A 16,815-nucleotide genomic window follows, 5' to 3' on the forward strand; every position below is an offset into this window, starting at 1 on the left:
CCCCTTATGCATCTTCAAGCGATCAGATGAAAGCCGTTACCCACGATCTCGTGAATGGGCTAACAATTTTCCGCTTGCAGATATTGGAATACTCATTATACCAGTTCGCACTCAGAGCCAAGCGCTTCAGTCGCATCCCGGAAAGTGAGGAGATACTTTCAGGCAAATGCGCGGAATAAGCTGTCAGAGTATCTCTGGCATGGGTGGAACACGAGCAGCGAGCGACAAACAATCCGATGAATATCTGTCTGACCTATCGCATTGAGACAACCGGCAGCATCGAAAAGATGGCCGCCAAGATCGCCAGCGATCAGTCGACCGGCACTTTTGTCGCCCTCCCCGGTGAAACAGAAGAGCTCAAGGCCCGCGTTGCAGCGCGTGTTCTGGAAATCCGTCCGCTTGAAGATGCAACAGTTCCAGCCTGGCCAGAACTTGAACAAGGTCACGGCCCAATCAAGCGCGCCGATGTCGACATCGCCTTTCCACTCGACGCAATCGGTACTGATCTTGCAGCACTGATGACGATTGCCGTTGGCGGTGTTTACTCGATCAAGGGCATGACCGGCATCCGCGTGGTCGATATGAAGCTGCCGGAAGCCTTCAAAAGCGCGCATCCCGGCCCGCAGTTCGGCATTGCTGGCAGCCGTCGTCTGACGGGCGTTGAAAAGCGACCGATTATCGGCACCATCGTTAAGCCCGCGCTCGGCCTACGTCCGCATGAAACAGCAGAACTCGTTGGCGAATTGATCGAATCCGGCGTCGATTTCATCAAAGATGATGAAAAGCTGATGAGCCCGGCCTATTCGCCGCTCAAAGAGCGCATCGCCGCTATCATGCCGCTTATTCTCAATCACGAGCAGAAGACCGGCAAGAAGGTTATGTACGCCTTCGGCATTTCGCACGCCGATCCTGACGAGATGATGCGCAACCATGACATGGTGCTGGAGGCTGGCGGCAATTGCGCCGTGGTCAACATCAATTCGGTGGGCTTTGGCGGGATGAGCTTCCTGCGCAAGCGCTCCGGCCTTGTTCTGCACGCGCATCGCAATGGCTGGGATATTCTGACCCGTAATCCGGGCGCAGGCATGGATTTCCGTGTTTATCAGCAGTTCTGGCGCCTTCTCGGCGTCGATCAGTTCCAGATCAACGGCATCCGCGTGAAATATTGGGAGCCGGATGAAAGCTTCGTCAGTTCGTTCAAGGCTGTCAGCACGCCGCTGTTCGACCCATCAGATTGCCCGCTTCCTGTTGCTGGTTCCGGCCAGTGGGGCGGACAGGCACCTGAAACCTATGAGCGCACAGGTCGCACGACGGATCTGCTTTATCTATGCGGCGGCGGCATTGTCAGCCACCCGGGCGGCCCGGCAGCTGGTGTTCGCGCCGTACAGCAGGCATGGGAAGCAGCAGTCGCTGGCATCCCACTTGAAACCTATGCTGTTGAGCATCCTGAGCTTGCAGCTTCGCTCGCAAAATTCGGCTCCGTTAATTCAAATGGAGGAGGCGAATAATGACCAAGGCTTCCAACGAATTGCTGCTGTCTTACTACGGTGACGACCTCACCGGCTCGACCGATGTTATGGAAGCCATGGCTTCCAACGGCGTCGACACCGTGCTGTTCATGAATGTGCCGGACGAAGAGCTTCTTTCGCGCTTTTCACACTGTAAGGCTATCGGCCTTGCAGGCACCAGCCGCAGCGAAACGCCGGAATGGATGCAGGAAAATCTCACGCCTGCATTCAATTGGCTCAAAAGCCTAAATGCTGCGATTGCCCATTATAAGGTCTGCTCGACATTCGATTCTGCGCCTCATGTCGGCAATATCGGCAAGGCGGTAGAAATTGGCAAAGCGATCTTCAATCAAGCCTATGTACCGTTGATTGTCGGCGCACCGCAGCTCAAACGTTATACCGCTTTCGGCAATCTCTTTGCCGCCTATCAGGGCGAAATCTATCGTATTGACCGCCATCCGGTCATGAGCCGCCATCCCGTCACGCCAATGCATGAAGCGGACCTGCGCGAGCATCTGGCTAAGCAGACAGCACTGAAAACCGTGCTTGCTGATCTCGTAGCGCTTTCAGCCGCCGACGCCGATGAACGTGTAAACGCGATTGTCAAAGATGCTGACGGCATGGTGTTGCTTGACGTCGACAGCCACGAAAGCCAGCTGCAGTCAGGTGAACAGCTCTGGCGTCTGCGCCCTGATATGGGCTGGTTCGTTGCTGGCTCGTCCGGCGTTGAATATGCGCTTCTGGCCGCCTGGGCCAAGGTCGGACTGATCGGTGCGAAAAAAGAGTTTCCGCTTCCAGGCAAAGCTGAGCGCATCGCGGTCGTTTCGGGTAGCGTGTCGCCAACCACCGAACGCCAGATCCGCCACGCGACCGCATCGGGCTTTACCGGCATTGATCTTAATCCGCTCGATCTTCTCGGCGAAAACGGCAATCAGGCAATCGAAGCTGCCATTGCTGACGGCCAGAAGGCGCTCCAGCAGGGCAACAGCGTGATCCTCAACACCGCCCTTGGCCCGTCGGCTGATCGCGGCACAGAAATCGATAAGATCGCAGGCAGCCGCCACAAGCTGGCCCGCAGCCTCGGTTTTATCCTCCGCAGCCTTGTCGAGCGCGAACAGCTTACCCGCGCAGTGATTGCAGGCGGCGACACTTCCAGCCACGCATTGCGTGAATTGCATGTTGATGCACTCACCACGCTTTTGCCGCTTCCACAAACACCGGGGTCGCCGCTTTGCACGGCGCACGGCGCGCATGCCGCCACCAACGGCCTCCAGATTGCTCTCAAGGGCGGTCAGGTCGGTTCTGACGGGTACTTCAGCCAGATTCGTGATGGCTTGACCTCTTGAATCTGGAATACTCATTGACTGGTTATACCAGTTAAGCTACCAAAACTACGGGAAGGAAATACAATCATGACAGCTATTGCTCTGTTCGGCGCAGGCGGCAAGATGGGTTACCGTCTGGCCAAGAACCTCAAGGGTTCGCGCTTTGACGTACGCCACATCGAAGTCAGCGACGCAGGCAAGGCACGCCTGAAGAACGAACTCGACATCGACACCATCGATGCAGACGCAGGTCTCGAAGGCGCTGAAGTCGTCATTCTGGCTGTGCCGGACACCATCATTGGTAAAGTTGCTGCTGGCATCGTTGACAAGCTGAAGCCAGGCACGATGGTTATTGCGCTCGACGCAGCTGCACCATTTGCTGGCCATCTGCCAGAACGCGCAGACCTCACCTATTTCGTAACCCATCCTTGCCATCCGCCGATCTTCAACGACGAAACGGACATGCAGGCAAAGAAGGACCACTTCGGCGGTCTGTTTGCAAAGCAGCACATCGTTTCGGCTCTGATGCAGGGTCCGGAAGAATCCTATGCTCTTGGTGAAGAAATCGCCAAGGTCATCTGGGCACCAGTCATGCGTTCGCACCGCGTAACCGTTGAACAGCTCGCAATCCTCGAGCCAGGTCTTTCGGAAACCGTTTGCGCGTCGCTTCTTGTTGTCATGAAGCAGGCCATGGACGAATGCGTCCGTCGCGGCGTTCCTGAAGAAGCAGCACGCGACTTCCTGCTCGGCCACATGAATGTTCTCGGCGCCGTCATCTTTGGTGAAGTCCAGGGCGTATTCTCCGATGCCTGCAACAAGGCAATCGAATTCGGTATTCCTGCGCTGATGCGCGACGATTGGAAGAACGTTTTCGAACCGGAAGAAATCGCAGAAAGCATCCGTCGCATTACGTGACGTCAGTTGGGAGGGCGTAATCCGCCCTCCTTTTTTACCGCCCTTTTGGGAAACGGGGCTTATTGGGAGGTCTACATGAAGTTTACACGCAGGAAAATTGCGCGCGGTTTTGCGATTGCAGCCGTCTCGGCAACATTGGCAGGCAGCGTAGTCATGCCAGCATGGGCTGCTGATCTGATCGCGATCATCACGCCATCGCACGACAATCCATTCTACAAGGCTGAAGCCGTCGGCGCTGAAGCCAAAGCCAAGGAACTTGGCTACGATACGCTGATCCTTCAGCATGACGACGACGCGACCAAGCAGTCACAGCTCGTCGATACAGCCATCGGCCGTGGCGCAAAGGCTATCATCCTCGACAATGCCGGCTCGGAAGCATCGATTGCTGCCGTTCAGAAGGCAAAAGACGCGAAGATTCCTTCATTCCTGATCGACCGTGAAATCAACGCTTCGGGTGTTGCTGTTTCGCAGATCGTGTCCAACAACTATCAGGGCGCTCAGCTCGGTGCTGAAGAATTCGTCAAGCTGATGGGCGAAGCCGGCAATTATGTCGAGCTGCTCGGTCGTGAATCCGATCTCAATGCTGGCACCCGCTCCAAGGGCTATCACGACGTTATCGACGAATATCCGGACATGAAGATGGTTGCGCAGCAGTCTGCCAACTGGAGCCAGACTGAAGCCTTCACGAAAATGCAGAGCATTTTGCAGGCAAATCCTGACATCAAGGGCGTGATTTCCGGAAACGACACCATGGCCATGGGCGCATGGGCAGCGCTTGAAGCTGCGGGTCGCAAGGACGTCATCGTCGTCGGCTTTGACGGCTCAAATGATGTTCGTGACTCGATCAAGGCAGGCGGCATCAAGGCAACTGTTCTTCAGCCAGCCTATGCTCAGGCACAGATGGCCGTCGTTCAGGCTGACGAATATATCAAAACCGGCAAGGGACCTGCTGAAGAAAAGCAGCTGATGGACTGCGTCCTCATCAATCCTGACAATGCAGACAAGCTCGAAACCTTCGCTTTGAAGGACTAACTCCCAAGGCTTGCGACTTCGGGAGCGCCAACAAATGTTAGCGCTCCCGATATGTTCCTAATACCGAGGATAAAATCATGTCAGTGCTGAAGTCAGCTTCCATTATCCTGCTGGCCTGCGGTGTCGCGCTTTCGGGCTGCAAAATCATCAAGACTCCGACAGCAGAAGAAGCCGCAGAAGCACGCGGCGATAATTTCAATCCCGATCGTTCGGTTGCCGACATCTGGGATTCAAAAGTTAAGCTGTTTTTTGCCGAAAAAACTGCAACGCTCGATGAAGTGATGCAGGCAGCAAACGCAGATGCGGATGCCGCTGGAGCAAAATACGGTCATCGCGAAAAGCAGGGCAATGCCCCCTGGACCTTTGCAGCCAAGCTCGAAGGCACTGTGGTCGCCGCTGAAACAAAATCCCGCGCAGCCTATGTTGATGTCGACAGCAATGGCGATGGCAAGGCCGATGCACGCGTGCAGATCGGGCCGACCGTCCGCGGCAGCGCAATCCGCGACAGCCTCTCCTTTGTGAACTTCAACGAGTTTCGCAATCAGATCGACTGGGCTCAATTTGGCAAGGCGTTCAATACCCGCGTCAATGACGATGTTCTGTCAAAGCTCCCGCGCGAAGATCTGGTTGGCATGAAGGTGAAAGCCGAAGGCGCTTTCCCGTTGCCATCGAAGGGCCAGCTTCCGCTCGTCACGCCTGTTTCCATCTCTTTGGAGAAATAAGCGATGGAGACGGAATTGAACCCAAAGGACGATATCGTCCTCAAGCTTGAGGATGTTTCCAAGGTCTATTCGGGCATTGTCGCGGTCAAGCGCGCCAATCTTGAATTGCGCCGTGGTTCGGTCAATGTGCTTGTCGGCGAAAACGGTGCTGGCAAGTCAACGCTGATGAAAATCATCGCGGGCGTTGAGCGTCCGACCATGGGGAAGATCATTCTCGATGGCGAGGAAGTGTCATTCGACAGCCCCGCCGACGCGCAGAAGCGCGGCATTGCGATGATCTTTCAGGAACTCAACCTGTTTTCAAACATGACGGTGGCAGAGAATATCTTTGCCACGCGCGAAATTACACGCGGTTTGCGCGGCATTGATCACAAAGCACAGGTCGTCAAGGCCAATGAATATCTCGACCGCCTTGATGCAGGCATCAGTGCAAGTACGCTCGTCGCTGATCTGCCAATCGGTCAGCAGCAGCTTGTCGAAATCGCCAAGGCTATTTCGCTCGATGCACGCATTGTCATCATGGATGAACCGACATCGGCCCTTTCTGCAGCCGAAGTCGACATTTTGTTCAAGGTGATCGCCGAGCTGAAAAAGAAGGGCGTGGCAATCGTCTATATCTCGCATCGTCTCGAAGAACTGATGCGGATTGGCGATTACATCACGGTTCTGCGCGACGGAAAAATCACCGGCCAGGAAGAGATCAAAAATATCGATACGCAATGGATCGTGCGTTCGATGATCGGTTCCGATGCCAAGGATTTTGCCAAGCCTGTGACCCACAAGATCGGTACAGAGCGGTTTCGCGCTGAAAACATCACCCTGCCGCGTGCAACCGGCGGGCTTGCAGTTGATGACGTCTCCCTGACTGTGCGCGCAGGCGAAGTTCTGGGCATTTACGGCCTTATGGGCGCAGGACGTTCCGAGTTTTTCGAATGTGTGATGGGCCAGCATGGGCATTCCACCGGCCATATCTATATCGATGGCGAGGAAGTGAAAGAGCGCGATACGACCCGTCGCATCCGGCGTGGCCTTGCCCTGATACCGGAAGATCGCCAGCGCGAAGGTCTGGTGCAGATTTTGTCGATTGCCAGCAATCTGACACTGGCAAGTCTCGACCGTCTGGCCCGCTTCTTCCACATCACGCCAAAGCGTGAAAAGCAGGCCATTCAACAGGCAATCAAAGACCTTTCGATCAAGGCACCGAACCCCGAATTCGAAGTCACCTCGATGTCAGGTGGCAATCAGCAAAAGGTTGTCATCGGCAAGGCGCTGATGACCAATCCGAAAGTTCTTCTGATGGACGAGCCATCGCGCGGCATTGACGTGGGTGCAAAGGCCGATGTCTTTCGCACCATGCGCAGGCTTGCTGCCGAAGGTCTCTCCATTCTCTTTTCAACCTCTGATCTGGAAGAAGTCATGGCGCTCTCCGATCGCATCGCTGTGCTCAGCAATGGGAAGCTGATTGCCATATTCGACCGCGATAAAGCGACGGAAGCCGACATTGTTGCCGCATCGGCCAAGGGCCACGGGCACACACATGACAACGACCACAACAAACAAACAAGGGAACTCGCGTCATGACAGCCAACACGACGACGGCCGCCACTGACTCAACCTTTAACAGCGGCTCGGCCCTGCTGACACTGATGAAACTGAGAACTTTCATCGCGCTTTTCGCGGTGTTCATCTTCTTCTCGTTTGCAGCACCGAACTTCCTTTCAGCTGCCAACCTGATCCTGATGTCGAAGCACGTTGCGCTTAACGCATTTCTTGCAATGGGCATGACTTTCGTCATCATCACAGGCGGCATCGACCTTTCCGTCGGCTCCATTGTCGGGCTTTGCGGCATGGTTGCCGGCGGTCTTCTGATCTACGGGATCGATCTTGGCATCGGCTATACGATCTATTTCAACATCATCGAAATCTCGCTGATCACACTGGCTGTTGGTGTCGCAGTCGGCTTCATAAACGGGCTATTGATAACCAAACTGAATGTTGCGCCCTTCATTGCGACACTCGGCACGCTTTATGTAGCGCGTGGCCTGGCACTTCTGTCCTCAGACGGCCAGACCTTCCCGAACCTTGTAGGCCGCGAAGATCTGGGAACAACCGGCTTCGCCTTCCTCGGATCAGGCAGCATTCTCGGTCTTCCGGTCTCGATCTGGATTCTGATCGTCGTCGCATTGGCCGCAGCCTATATCGCGCGATACACGCCGCTTGGTCGCCAGATTTTCGCAGTCGGCGGCAATGAACGTGCGGCACGCATGTCGGGTATCCGCGTCGACCGCGTAAAGATGTTCGTTTACATGTTTTCGGGCTTCTGTGCTGCAATCGCTGGGCTTATCATCTCGTCCGAACTGATGTCTTCGCATCCGGCAACCGGCAACTCGTTCGAGTTGAACGCCATTGCCGCAGCCGTTCTTGGCGGGACTTCGATGTCGGGCGGACGCGGCACCATTGGCGGCACAATCATCGGTGCATTCGTCATCGGTATTCTCTCCGACGGTCTGGTCATGATGGGCGTATCGTCCTTCTGGCAGATGGTCATCAAGGGCCTTGTCATCATCATTGCCGTGGTGGTTGATCAGGCACAGCGCCGCCTCCAGCAGCGCGTTACACTCATGCAAATGGCAAAAGCAGGATAAAGGCTCAGTAAATGGCAGAATTGAATGGCGCTCTGATCGGCTGCGGTTTCTTCGCAATCAACCAGATGCACGCATGGAATGACGTTTCGGGTGCCCAAATCGTGGCAATCTGCGACCGCGATCCTGAGCGGTTGAAGATTGTCGGCGACCAGTTTGGCATCGAACGCCGCTACACGGATGCGCAAGCGCTGTTTGCAGATGGCGGCATCGACTTTGTCGATATCGCCACCACGGTTTCAAGCCATCGTGCTCTGGTGGAACTTGCTGCCGCCCACAAGATGCCAGCAATCTGCCAGAAGCCCTTTGCCAAAACGCTTGATGATGCCAAGGCCATGGTGAAGGTTTGCGATGAAGCAGGCATTCCGCTCATGGTGCATGAAAACTTCCGCTGGCAGACGCCTATTCAGGCGGTGCGCAAGGCACTCGACAGTGGCGTCATCGGCACGCCGTTCTGGGGACGTTTCTCCTTCCGCTCGGGCTTCGACGTGTTTTCCGGCCAGCCATATCTTGCAGAAGGCGAACGCTTCATCATCGAAGATTTAGGCATTCATACGCTTGATATTGCACGCTTCATTCTGGGCGATGTGACCAGCCTTGTTGCACGCACAAAGCGTGTGAACCCGAAGATCAAGGGTGAAGATGTAGCAACCATCCTCATGGACCATGAAAATGGTGCTACTTCCATTGTTGACGTAAGCTATGCCACCAAGCTCGAAACCGACCCTTTTCCGGAAACGCTCATTGAAATTGACGGCACCGAAGGTTCGATCCGGCTTTATCAGGGTTATCGCCTTGAAGTGATTACGCCGAACGGCACCACGGTTTCCGACGTTTCGCCAAAACTGCTCTCATGGGCCTCACGTCCTTGGCACAATATTCAGGAAAGCGTTTTTGCCATTCAGCAGCATTGGGTGGACAAGCTGGAAACTCGCGAAGAAACCTCGACATCGGGTGCGGATAATCTCAAGACTTTCGCGCTTGTCGAAGCCTCCTATGACAGTGCCGCAAGCGGCAACCGCGTCGACATCACGGCGCTGCTCAAATGAGCAACGTCGATCCTTTCCTGCTCTATGGAACGCGAGAAGCCGAAGCTCAGCCGACGCACCTAAAAGCGGGCTTGCTTGGCCTGGATTTAAGCGACGGCAATCTTCGCACCATCACTTATGACGGTGTCGAAGTTTTGCGCGCGGTCTCCTATCTCGTGCGGGATCGAGACTGGGGAACCTACAACCCAGAAATCCATGATCTGAATGTCGAGCAAAACGACAGCGGTTTCATCGTCACCTATCAGGCACGTTGCGAAGGCCCGGATGCGACCCAACTCACCATTGATGTCCGCATTCAGGCAGAGAGTGGCGGTACGCTCACTTTCGACGCCGTAGCGAATACCGCGACAGGCTTTGAAACCAACCGGTGCGGCTTTTGCATCCTGCATCCAATCGTCGGCGTGGCAGGCGCACCTGTGAGCGTCGAGCATGTAGACGGTACACTCAACAACACCCGCCTGCCCGATCTGATCGAGCCATGGCAGCCTTTCAAAAACATGCGTGCGATCACCCATGAAGCCATGCCCGGTGTTACGGCCGAATGCCGCATGGAAGGCGATACGTTTGAGATGGAAGATCAGCGCAACTGGTCCGATGCATCCTTCAAGACCTATGTACGTCCGCTGGCCTTGCCATGGCCTTACCAGATCGAAGCCACCAAACCCCAGCATCAGCGCATCGTGCTCAACATTTCCGACACGCGCGCGACGATACCAAATAACACCCGTTATGCGGAGCCGGTGAGCATCACGCTTGGTGACACAAGCGGCAGAATGCCGAATATCGGCATTATCATCACACCGGAAGAAGCCAAAGCAAGCCTCGCCGCAATTGATCTGTTGCAGGAGATTGGTCCGCAGGATCTGTTATTTCATTACGATCCACTGGCAGGGCACAAAGGTTCGACTTTTGCGGATTTTGCAGCCCTGGCTGCGAAGCATAGCGGGCGCGTTTCGCTCGAAATTGCATTGCCTTGCGCGAAATCGCTCATCGAAGAGACGACTGCAATCGCTTCTGACATGAAAGCGGCTGGCTTTACCCCAGATGCGGTCATAGTTTCACCGGCTATAGATCGGCAGTCGACACCGCCCGGCAGCGAATGGCCACCCTGCCCGCCACTTGAAGATGTTTATGCAGCAGCAAGAGCAGCCTTCCCGAATGTGCGGCTTGGCGGCGGAATGCTGAGCTATTTCACCGAACTTAATCGCAAGCGCATTCCGGGCGAGCTTGTTGATTTCGTCACCCATTGCACCAATCCAATTGTTCATGCCGCTGATGATCTGAGCGTTATGCAAACACTGGAGGCGCTGCCTTTCATTACCCGTTCGGTGCGCGCAATCTACGGCGACAAGCCCTATCGCATCGGGCCATCGACCATCCCCATGCGCCAGAACCCTTATGGCAGCAGGACGATGGAAAACCCGAATGGCAAGCGCATTGCGATGGCCAATCGTGATCCGCGCCATAATGGGAAGTTCGCGGAAAGCTTCGCACTGGCCTATGCCATATCGGTGCTGAATGCTGGTCTCGACAGCCTTACGCTTTCAGCTCTCACCGGGCCTTTCGGGCTCATCGCGGACGAGAATGAACCGGTCGCTATTGGTAACAAGCGCCCTTTATTCCACGCTGTAAAAGCGCTTGCACAGCTTGCCGGGAAAAACTTCAGGCTGTGCCAGTCTTCGCGTCCATCGGACATTCTGGCAATGACGGTGGAAGAGGAGGTCTGGCTGGTCAATATTACACCACATGAACAGGATGTGGTGGTTGCAGGTAGCAAGACTATAACTTTGCCACCCTATGGCGTGCAGTTGAGCATGATCTGAAAAACGGGCCAATGGCCCGTTTTTCATTTAGACACTCGGATACTGAGCGTCCGTCACATGCTCCATCCAGTCAACGACTTTACCGTCGAGCTGCTCCTGCATGGCAATATGGGTCATCGCATTTTTTGGTGACGCACCATGCCAATGCTTTTCATTTGGCTCAAACCAGACGACGTCGCCGGGACGGATTTCTTCAATCGGTCCGCCCTCACGCTGCACCAACCCCAAGCCAGCGGTAACAATCAGTGTCTGGCCCAGTGGATGGGTGTGCCAAGCGGTCCGCGCACCCGGTTCAAATGTCACGGTAGCTGCTGCAGCGCGCCGCGCGTCGTTGGGCGAAAACAACGGATCGATGCGAACTTTGCCCGTGAACCAGTCTGCAGGACCCACACCTGATGGCGCAGATCCATTTCTTTTGATTTCCATAGCGTTCTCCTGTCCGTGCATAAGATAGCGTCATGACATGGCAAAGAAATAGCAAAACGCCGATCTCATGACCGGCGTTTATCAAATAGATTTGAATCAATTAGCGGCGTTTTGCAGGAAACTCACCAAGCGTCATGCCATGGCGTTTTGCAAGCTCGGCAATAACAAGCTCAAGCTCCTGCTCCTTCCTCACGGCATCCCAACCAAATTCAACACTGAGAATGTCGGCGATTGCCGCAAGATTGGCATTCGACAGCGCGCCGTCAATTGCCAGTGTCGTGCGTCGCAGAACAACGTCCGAGAGATGCACCACCAGCTCATTACGCGCAATCCACGCAATTTCCGCACGGCTGATGCTGTCCGTATCGGGCAAAAGTGTAACGCCAACTTTGGCTTCGTCCTGAATGATCGGCAGAGCGGTCGTGCCATAACGCTGCAAAAGTGCTTCAACACGTTCGACTGCAAGCCCGGTTTCCTTGGCGTGTTTCGCCACCCATGCGGCGCGTGCACGGTCATCAGCAGGGTAATCCTTGCCGCCGCCGATCGTCAAAGCGCGGGTTGATTTGAGACGCTCGCGACCAAACCGCTTGAGTACCGTATCTGCCACTTCTTCAGCGAAACCGCGGAACGTCGTCCACTTACCACCAACCAGCGAAATGATCGCGAAAGGACGGCCTGCATCCGGCTCAATAACCGGTGCGGAGTGGTCCCGGCTGATAAGCCCCGGTTCCGATGCATTGGAGGCAGGAAGCGGGCGAATGCCGCTATAGGTATAAACGATCTGGCTGCGATCGAACTTCAGCTTCGGCAGCAGCGACCGCAGGCTCTCGATGAAGTAATCGATTTCCTTGTCTTCCGCGAAAACCTCATCCGGATTGTTTGCCGGAATATCCGTCGAACCGACCAGCGCAAGACCATGATAATCATAGACAAGACAGATACGGCCATCATCCGCCTCGAAATAGATCATCCGGCCCTTCAGGCTCTTCACCAGCTCGGGGTGATCTACAAGGATATGCGAACCCTTGGTGCCACCAATCATCTTGGTTTCTTTGCCAAGTGCCGCGTTTACATGATCGATCCATGGACCAGCGGCATTGATGACGATCTTTGGCTTGATCGTGAAAGCAGCACCATCCGGCCCTTCAAAGCTCACCGCACCGTCGCGGGCTGCAACAATGGAGCTGAAATTGGCTGCTGCGCTCTTTGGATTGGCTTTCACGCCGTCGCTGACAAGCTCATATACCAGACGTTCCGGCTTGCTGACCCATGCATCATAATAAATGCCACCCGCCACGATAGACGGCGTCATATAAGGCATTTCCTTCAAAGCACTCTTTTTGAAGAGAAAATTATGCTTTGGCATGACGCGCTCACGCGCACCAAAATAATCGTAAAGACCAAGACCAATCTTGATGAGAACTGCTCCACGGCTGCGCGGTGCTGTGGTTGAGCCGAACAGGGTACGAAGTGCTGCGGCAATACCCTTGGTCCAGGAGAAAACTGGAATAAATGTCGGCAGCGGACGGACATTATGCGGCGCGTTTTTGAGCAGGATATTACGCTCAACAGTTGATTGCGCCACGAGGCCAAACTCACCGGTTTCGAGATATTTGAGACCACCATGAATGAGACGTGACGGGGCAGCACTCGTGCCGGAACCAAAGTCACCCTTATCGACGATGAAACAGCTCACGCCCTGTTCACTCAGATCGCGATAGAGACCCGCACCATTGATACCCGCACCCAGAATGAGCACATCAACACCGCCAGCTTCGAGTTGACTGATGCGGTTCTTCATTTGGGCGCTGTTTACGAAATCGTTCATTTCACTGTCTTTACATATTCGGTGCGCTTAGAGGCGCATTGGATTTCAATCCTTCAGAGCATCGATCTTAGGCCAGATCGGTCCAAGTGCAGATGCGATTTCCTTGAATAGCGCATAGCGCTTTTCATACTGCTCGCTGCGCGCTGCATCCGGTGTGTAGGTCCGGCCAATTGCATCAAGATCGCGGGGATCGCTATAAACATCAGCGAAAACGCCAGCGCCCTTGCCTGCACAAAGTGCGGCACCCCAAGCTGCCGCTTCATCCGTATCGGTGACTGTGACCGGCATACCCAGCACATTGGCAAACATCTGCGCAAAAGATGGACTGCGCGACACGCCGCCGGTCAGACGCGCTGCGGAAATTTCAAAACCGCTTTTCAGATGGTCGACATGGATACGGTGGTTAAAGGCAATGCCTTCCCAGACCGCACGCAGCATATCGCCACGTTCCTGCCAGCCGCGCAAACCAAAGAACGCGCCACTAGCCATCGCACCGTAAGGCGAGCCGAACAGATAAGGATGAAACAGAGCGGTTGAAGGCTTAGCCAGTGCGGCGTCAATTTCCGGGCGCAGCATATCGTGGATCGAGCGGCCGGTTTTCTCAGCTTCAAGACGTTCCGCGGGGCAGAGCTTGTCGAGGAACCAATCGTAATTCGCAGTGGAAGCAGGCGAGATGGACATATTGTTCCACTCTCCCGGCGCGATCCCATTGCGGCAGAACCAGCTCTTATCGACATTAGGCTTCGACGACAGCGTTTCATTGATCGAGTACGTCCCGGCGACAACTGCAACTGTACCAATCTTGAGACCGCCAACACCCAGCGCAGAAGCGGTCACATCATGCAGGCCGCCAACGACTGGCGTTCCCGCAACAAGCCCGGTACGGTTTGCACATTCTTGCGAAACACCGCCAATGATCTCATCCGAGCGCGACATCGGCGGCAGCGCATCCCAAAGTGCCTCGAGGCCGAAAAGTTTGAGCGCGTCTTTGGAATAGTCTTGCGTTTTATAATCAGTAAAAGACGTCGATGCCTCGGTACGATCAGTGCCGACTTCGTCCGTCAGGCAGAAACGCAGCCAATCCTTACACGCAATCACATGCCCGATGCGCCCATAGCGTTCAGGCTCATTTTCCTTAACCCAGGCCAGAATGGCGGACGGTGCAGAGGCGTGCGGCAGCTGACCGGTGATCGCAATCGACTGTTCTGCGACAGGGCTGTTCACCCAGCGCTCAGCCACATCAACGGCACGGCTATCCAGCGACAGAATGCCTTTACCAAGGGGGCGGCGATCCTTATCGAGCATGTAGATGCCGTCACCATGGGCAGTGGTGGCGATGGCTAGAATATCAGATGCAGGGCGTCCACTTTTTGCAAGTGCCTCAGCAATTGCATCCGCAGTCGCATTCCAGAATTCATCCATGTCGCGCTCGACATGGCGGGGGCGTGGGAAGGATTGCGCGACGCGGCGGCGGGCAACGGCAAGCGTCGAGCCATCAACGTCAAATATTACGGCCTTGGTGACGGTCAGTCCGCTATCAATTCCCAACAGAGACGGCATGGATCGTATTTCCTGATATGTATGCGATTAAGTACTGCGGCTTATTCTCTTGTTCCGCCAGAACTGGCGATAACCACATTGATGTTCTGCGACTGCATGCGTTCGACATGTTCATGCGGAGTCTTGTCATCGACAATGACGACATCAAAATCACTCAGCGCACCAAAATTATGCAGCGCCCGACGCTCAAACTTTGTGTGATCGGTCAACAGCACGCGCTTTGCAGCGCTTTCCAGCATGGCACGCTTGGTTTCAACCATTTCGGGCGACTGGTGAAACAGCAGATCGTCCATAATCGCCGAGATCGAAATGAAAGCCACATCGGCACGCAGACGACGGATTTCATGGATCGTCATGCCGCCGACAAAGGCGTTGCACCAGTTATAAAGCTGACCACCGAGACCGAGCAGCGTGACATCTTTCATGTCGCGCACTTCATTCATCAGGATCAGCGAATTGGTAATGACCGTCAGCGGTCCCTTATCGGCAAGATAGGGAACCATGTGAAGGACAGTTGTTGAGTCATCGAAGAAAATGGCCTGACCCGGCTCTACGAATTGCATCGCGGCTTCAGCGATCAGTTTCTTTTCTTCGGATTGACGCGCAACGCGATAGAGATCGCTTGCTTCGATAAGGCTAGTGGGGGCTGCGGAAACAATACCGCGAGATTTGCGAAACAGGCCGCGGCTTACCAGCTCATCCACGTCGCGATGCGCGGTCATGAGGCTGATTGCGAAACGTTCGGTCAGATCTTCGATCCGCACCGACCCTTCCGACATAATCATTTCAGCAATTTGCTGGCGGCGAACCAGCTGACGTGCGTGCCGACTATCGTTCGGCACCTGCTCTGTCATCAGGTTGTCTATGCTTGCTTTGTTGCTTGTGACCATGCTTACCACTCGTCCCCAGCCCGCTCAATTATTGACCGGTCCCGATTCATAGCATCGGTACGAAAAATAGAGAGAGGAGCGCGAGGTTAAGCCCGCGCTCCATCTTTTCAGGTCTTACTGTTCGAGAACGAACGGAGCAGTGTACTTGTCGACATTGTCCTTGGTGATCAGGAAGCAATCGAAAAGCTGCTTTTCCTGGTCAACGCCGGTCTTACCGGTCTTGATGAACGTGTCGGCCTGCTTGACTGCAGCTTCCGAGAAAATCGCAACTGGCTGCAGAACGGTGTACTGCAGTTCACCAGCCTTGATCGCAGCGACTGCGTCTGGCGAACCGTCGAAACCACCAACCTTGACCTTGTCGAGCTTGCCAGCCTTCTTCAGAGCAGCAATCGCGCCAAGAGCCATTTCGTCGTTACCCGAGATAACGCCGATGATGTCTGGGTTTGCCTGAAGCAGAGCCTGCATCTTGTCGTGGCCCTGGGTACGGTTCCAGTTAGCAACATCCTGACCAGCCTTTACGAGGTCCGGATACTGCGAAAGAACAGTTTCATAGCCATTCGAACGGGTGGCCGCATTGTTGTCCGACGGCGAACCGAACAGCTCAACATACTTGCCTTCTTCACCAACGCTCTCAACCCACTGCGTTGCACCGAGTGCTGCGCCCTGTGCGTTGTTGGAAACGAGCTGTGCCTTTGCGAGGCCTTCCTGGTTGATTTCAGCGTTTACGAGGAACACTGGAATGCCAGCTGCGACAGCGCGCTTGACTGCACCGACCGAACCGTCAGCATTTGCCGGGTCGAGAATGATCGCGACCGACTTGTTGGTGATCGCGGTGTCGATCAGGTTGCTTTCGGTGTTGGTGTCGCCCTTGTGACCGCCAACAACAGCCGAATAGCCGAGGCCTTCAGCGGTCTTCTTGGCGATTTCACCTTCGGTGTACCAATATGGGTTCGAAGGATCGTTGACCACGATCGAGATCAGACCTTCAGCCCATGCGGTGCTGGCGATAAGCGGCAATGCTGCAGCAGCAGCAAACAGAACGCGCATACCCTTCTTAAACATGTCTCACTCCCGTAAAATTATCGTTGAGTTGTG

14 protein-coding genes are annotated in these 16,815 nt (G+C 54.9%); 9 read left to right on the top strand and 5 right to left on the bottom strand.

From position 1 onward, the window contains the following. Positions 1 to 236: 236 nt before the first annotated feature. The 9 genes from oiaX (at position 237) to apnL (ending at position 11,016) form a co-directional block, all read left to right on the top strand. Positions 237 to 1,508, top strand: coding sequence for a 3-oxo-isoapionate-4-phosphate decarboxylase OiaX (oiaX, locus tag ABWV94_RS14685; protein ID WP_353414029.1), 1,272 nt, complete (start codon positions 237 to 239; stop codon positions 1,506 to 1,508). Continuing rightward, positions 1,508 to 2,854: a four-carbon acid sugar kinase family protein gene (locus tag ABWV94_RS14690; protein WP_353414031.1), complete on the top strand. Its 1,347-nt coding sequence runs from the start codon at positions 1,508 to 1,510 to the stop codon at positions 2,852 to 2,854. Before oiaX ends, ABWV94_RS14690 begins: the two co-directional genes overlap by 1 nt. A 66-nt stretch (positions 2,855 to 2,920) precedes the next feature. Continuing rightward, positions 2,921 to 3,748 carry a phosphogluconate dehydrogenase C-terminal domain-containing protein gene (locus ABWV94_RS14695; protein WP_064321494.1) on the top strand — a complete coding sequence of 276 codons (828 nt, stop codon included), beginning with the start codon at positions 2,921 to 2,923 and terminating at the stop codon, positions 3,746 to 3,748. A 75-nt stretch (positions 3,749 to 3,823) separates the two neighbouring features. Beyond that, positions 3,824 to 4,780, top strand: a complete 957-nt coding sequence (locus tag ABWV94_RS14700) for a D-ribose ABC transporter substrate-binding protein (protein ID WP_007878322.1) — start codon at positions 3,824 to 3,826, stop codon at positions 4,778 to 4,780. 77 nt (positions 4,781 to 4,857) lie between these two features. After that, positions 4,858 to 5,502 carry a DUF2291 family protein gene (locus ABWV94_RS14705; RefSeq protein WP_353414034.1) on the top strand — a complete coding sequence of 215 codons (645 nt, stop codon included), beginning with the start codon at positions 4,858 to 4,860 and terminating at the stop codon, positions 5,500 to 5,502. 3 nt (positions 5,503 to 5,505) lie between these two features. Then, positions 5,506 to 7,083, top strand: a complete 1,578-nt coding sequence (locus tag ABWV94_RS14710; protein WP_113158435.1) for a sugar ABC transporter ATP-binding protein — start codon at positions 5,506 to 5,508, stop codon at positions 7,081 to 7,083. Continuing rightward, positions 7,080 to 8,147 (top strand): ABC transporter permease, encoded by a 1,068-nt coding sequence (locus ABWV94_RS14715; protein WP_010661025.1) that lies wholly within the window; start codon positions 7,080 to 7,082, stop codon positions 8,145 to 8,147. Before ABWV94_RS14710 ends, ABWV94_RS14715 begins: the two co-directional genes overlap by 4 nt. 11 nt (positions 8,148 to 8,158) lie before the next feature. After that, positions 8,159 to 9,193, top strand: coding sequence for a Gfo/Idh/MocA family protein (locus ABWV94_RS14720; protein ID WP_113498992.1), 1,035 nt, complete (start codon positions 8,159 to 8,161; stop codon positions 9,191 to 9,193). Next, positions 9,190 to 11,016, top strand: a complete 1,827-nt coding sequence (gene apnL, locus ABWV94_RS14725; RefSeq protein ID WP_113498988.1) for a D-apionate lactonase — start codon at positions 9,190 to 9,192, stop codon at positions 11,014 to 11,016. The genes ABWV94_RS14720 and apnL overlap by 4 nt, the downstream gene beginning before the upstream one ends. Positions 11,017 to 11,043: 27 nt before the next feature. On the opposite strand, the gene ABWV94_RS14730 is transcribed toward apnL, so the two are convergent. The 5 genes from ABWV94_RS14730 to ABWV94_RS14750 all read right to left on the bottom strand — a co-directional run bounded on the left by ABWV94_RS14730 (position 11,044) and on the right by ABWV94_RS14750 (position 16,782). After that, a complete protein-coding gene (locus tag ABWV94_RS14730) occupies positions 11,044 to 11,442 on the bottom strand; it encodes a (R)-mandelonitrile lyase (protein WP_007878316.1) in 399 nt (132 codons plus the stop codon). Positions 11,443 to 11,542: 100 nt separating this feature from the next. Continuing rightward, a complete protein-coding gene (locus tag ABWV94_RS14735) occupies positions 11,543 to 13,270 on the bottom strand; it encodes a glycerol-3-phosphate dehydrogenase/oxidase (protein ID WP_113498985.1) in 1,728 nt (575 codons plus the stop codon). A gap of 45 nt (positions 13,271 to 13,315) precedes the next feature. Further along, complete coding sequence (locus ABWV94_RS14740) at positions 13,316 to 14,830, bottom strand: FGGY-family carbohydrate kinase (RefSeq protein ID WP_113498983.1); 1,515 nt, start codon at positions 14,828 to 14,830, stop codon at positions 13,316 to 13,318. Positions 14,831 to 14,871: 41 nt separating this feature from the next. Continuing rightward, positions 14,872 to 15,720 carry a DeoR/GlpR family DNA-binding transcription regulator gene (locus ABWV94_RS14745; RefSeq protein WP_113498981.1) on the bottom strand — a complete coding sequence of 283 codons (849 nt, stop codon included), beginning with the start codon at positions 15,718 to 15,720 and terminating at the stop codon, positions 14,872 to 14,874. Between the two features lie 114 nt (positions 15,721 to 15,834). Next, entirely contained in the window at positions 15,835 to 16,782 is a 948-nt protein-coding gene (locus tag ABWV94_RS14750) for a D-ribose ABC transporter substrate-binding protein (protein ID WP_007878309.1), read from the bottom strand. Between the last annotated feature and the right edge of the window lie 33 nt (positions 16,783 to 16,815).

The organism is Brucella sp. NBRC 12953, assembly GCF_040369775.1.
In the GTDB taxonomy this organism is placed as follows: Bacteria; Pseudomonadota; Alphaproteobacteria; order Rhizobiales; family Rhizobiaceae; genus Brucella; species Brucella pseudogrignonensis.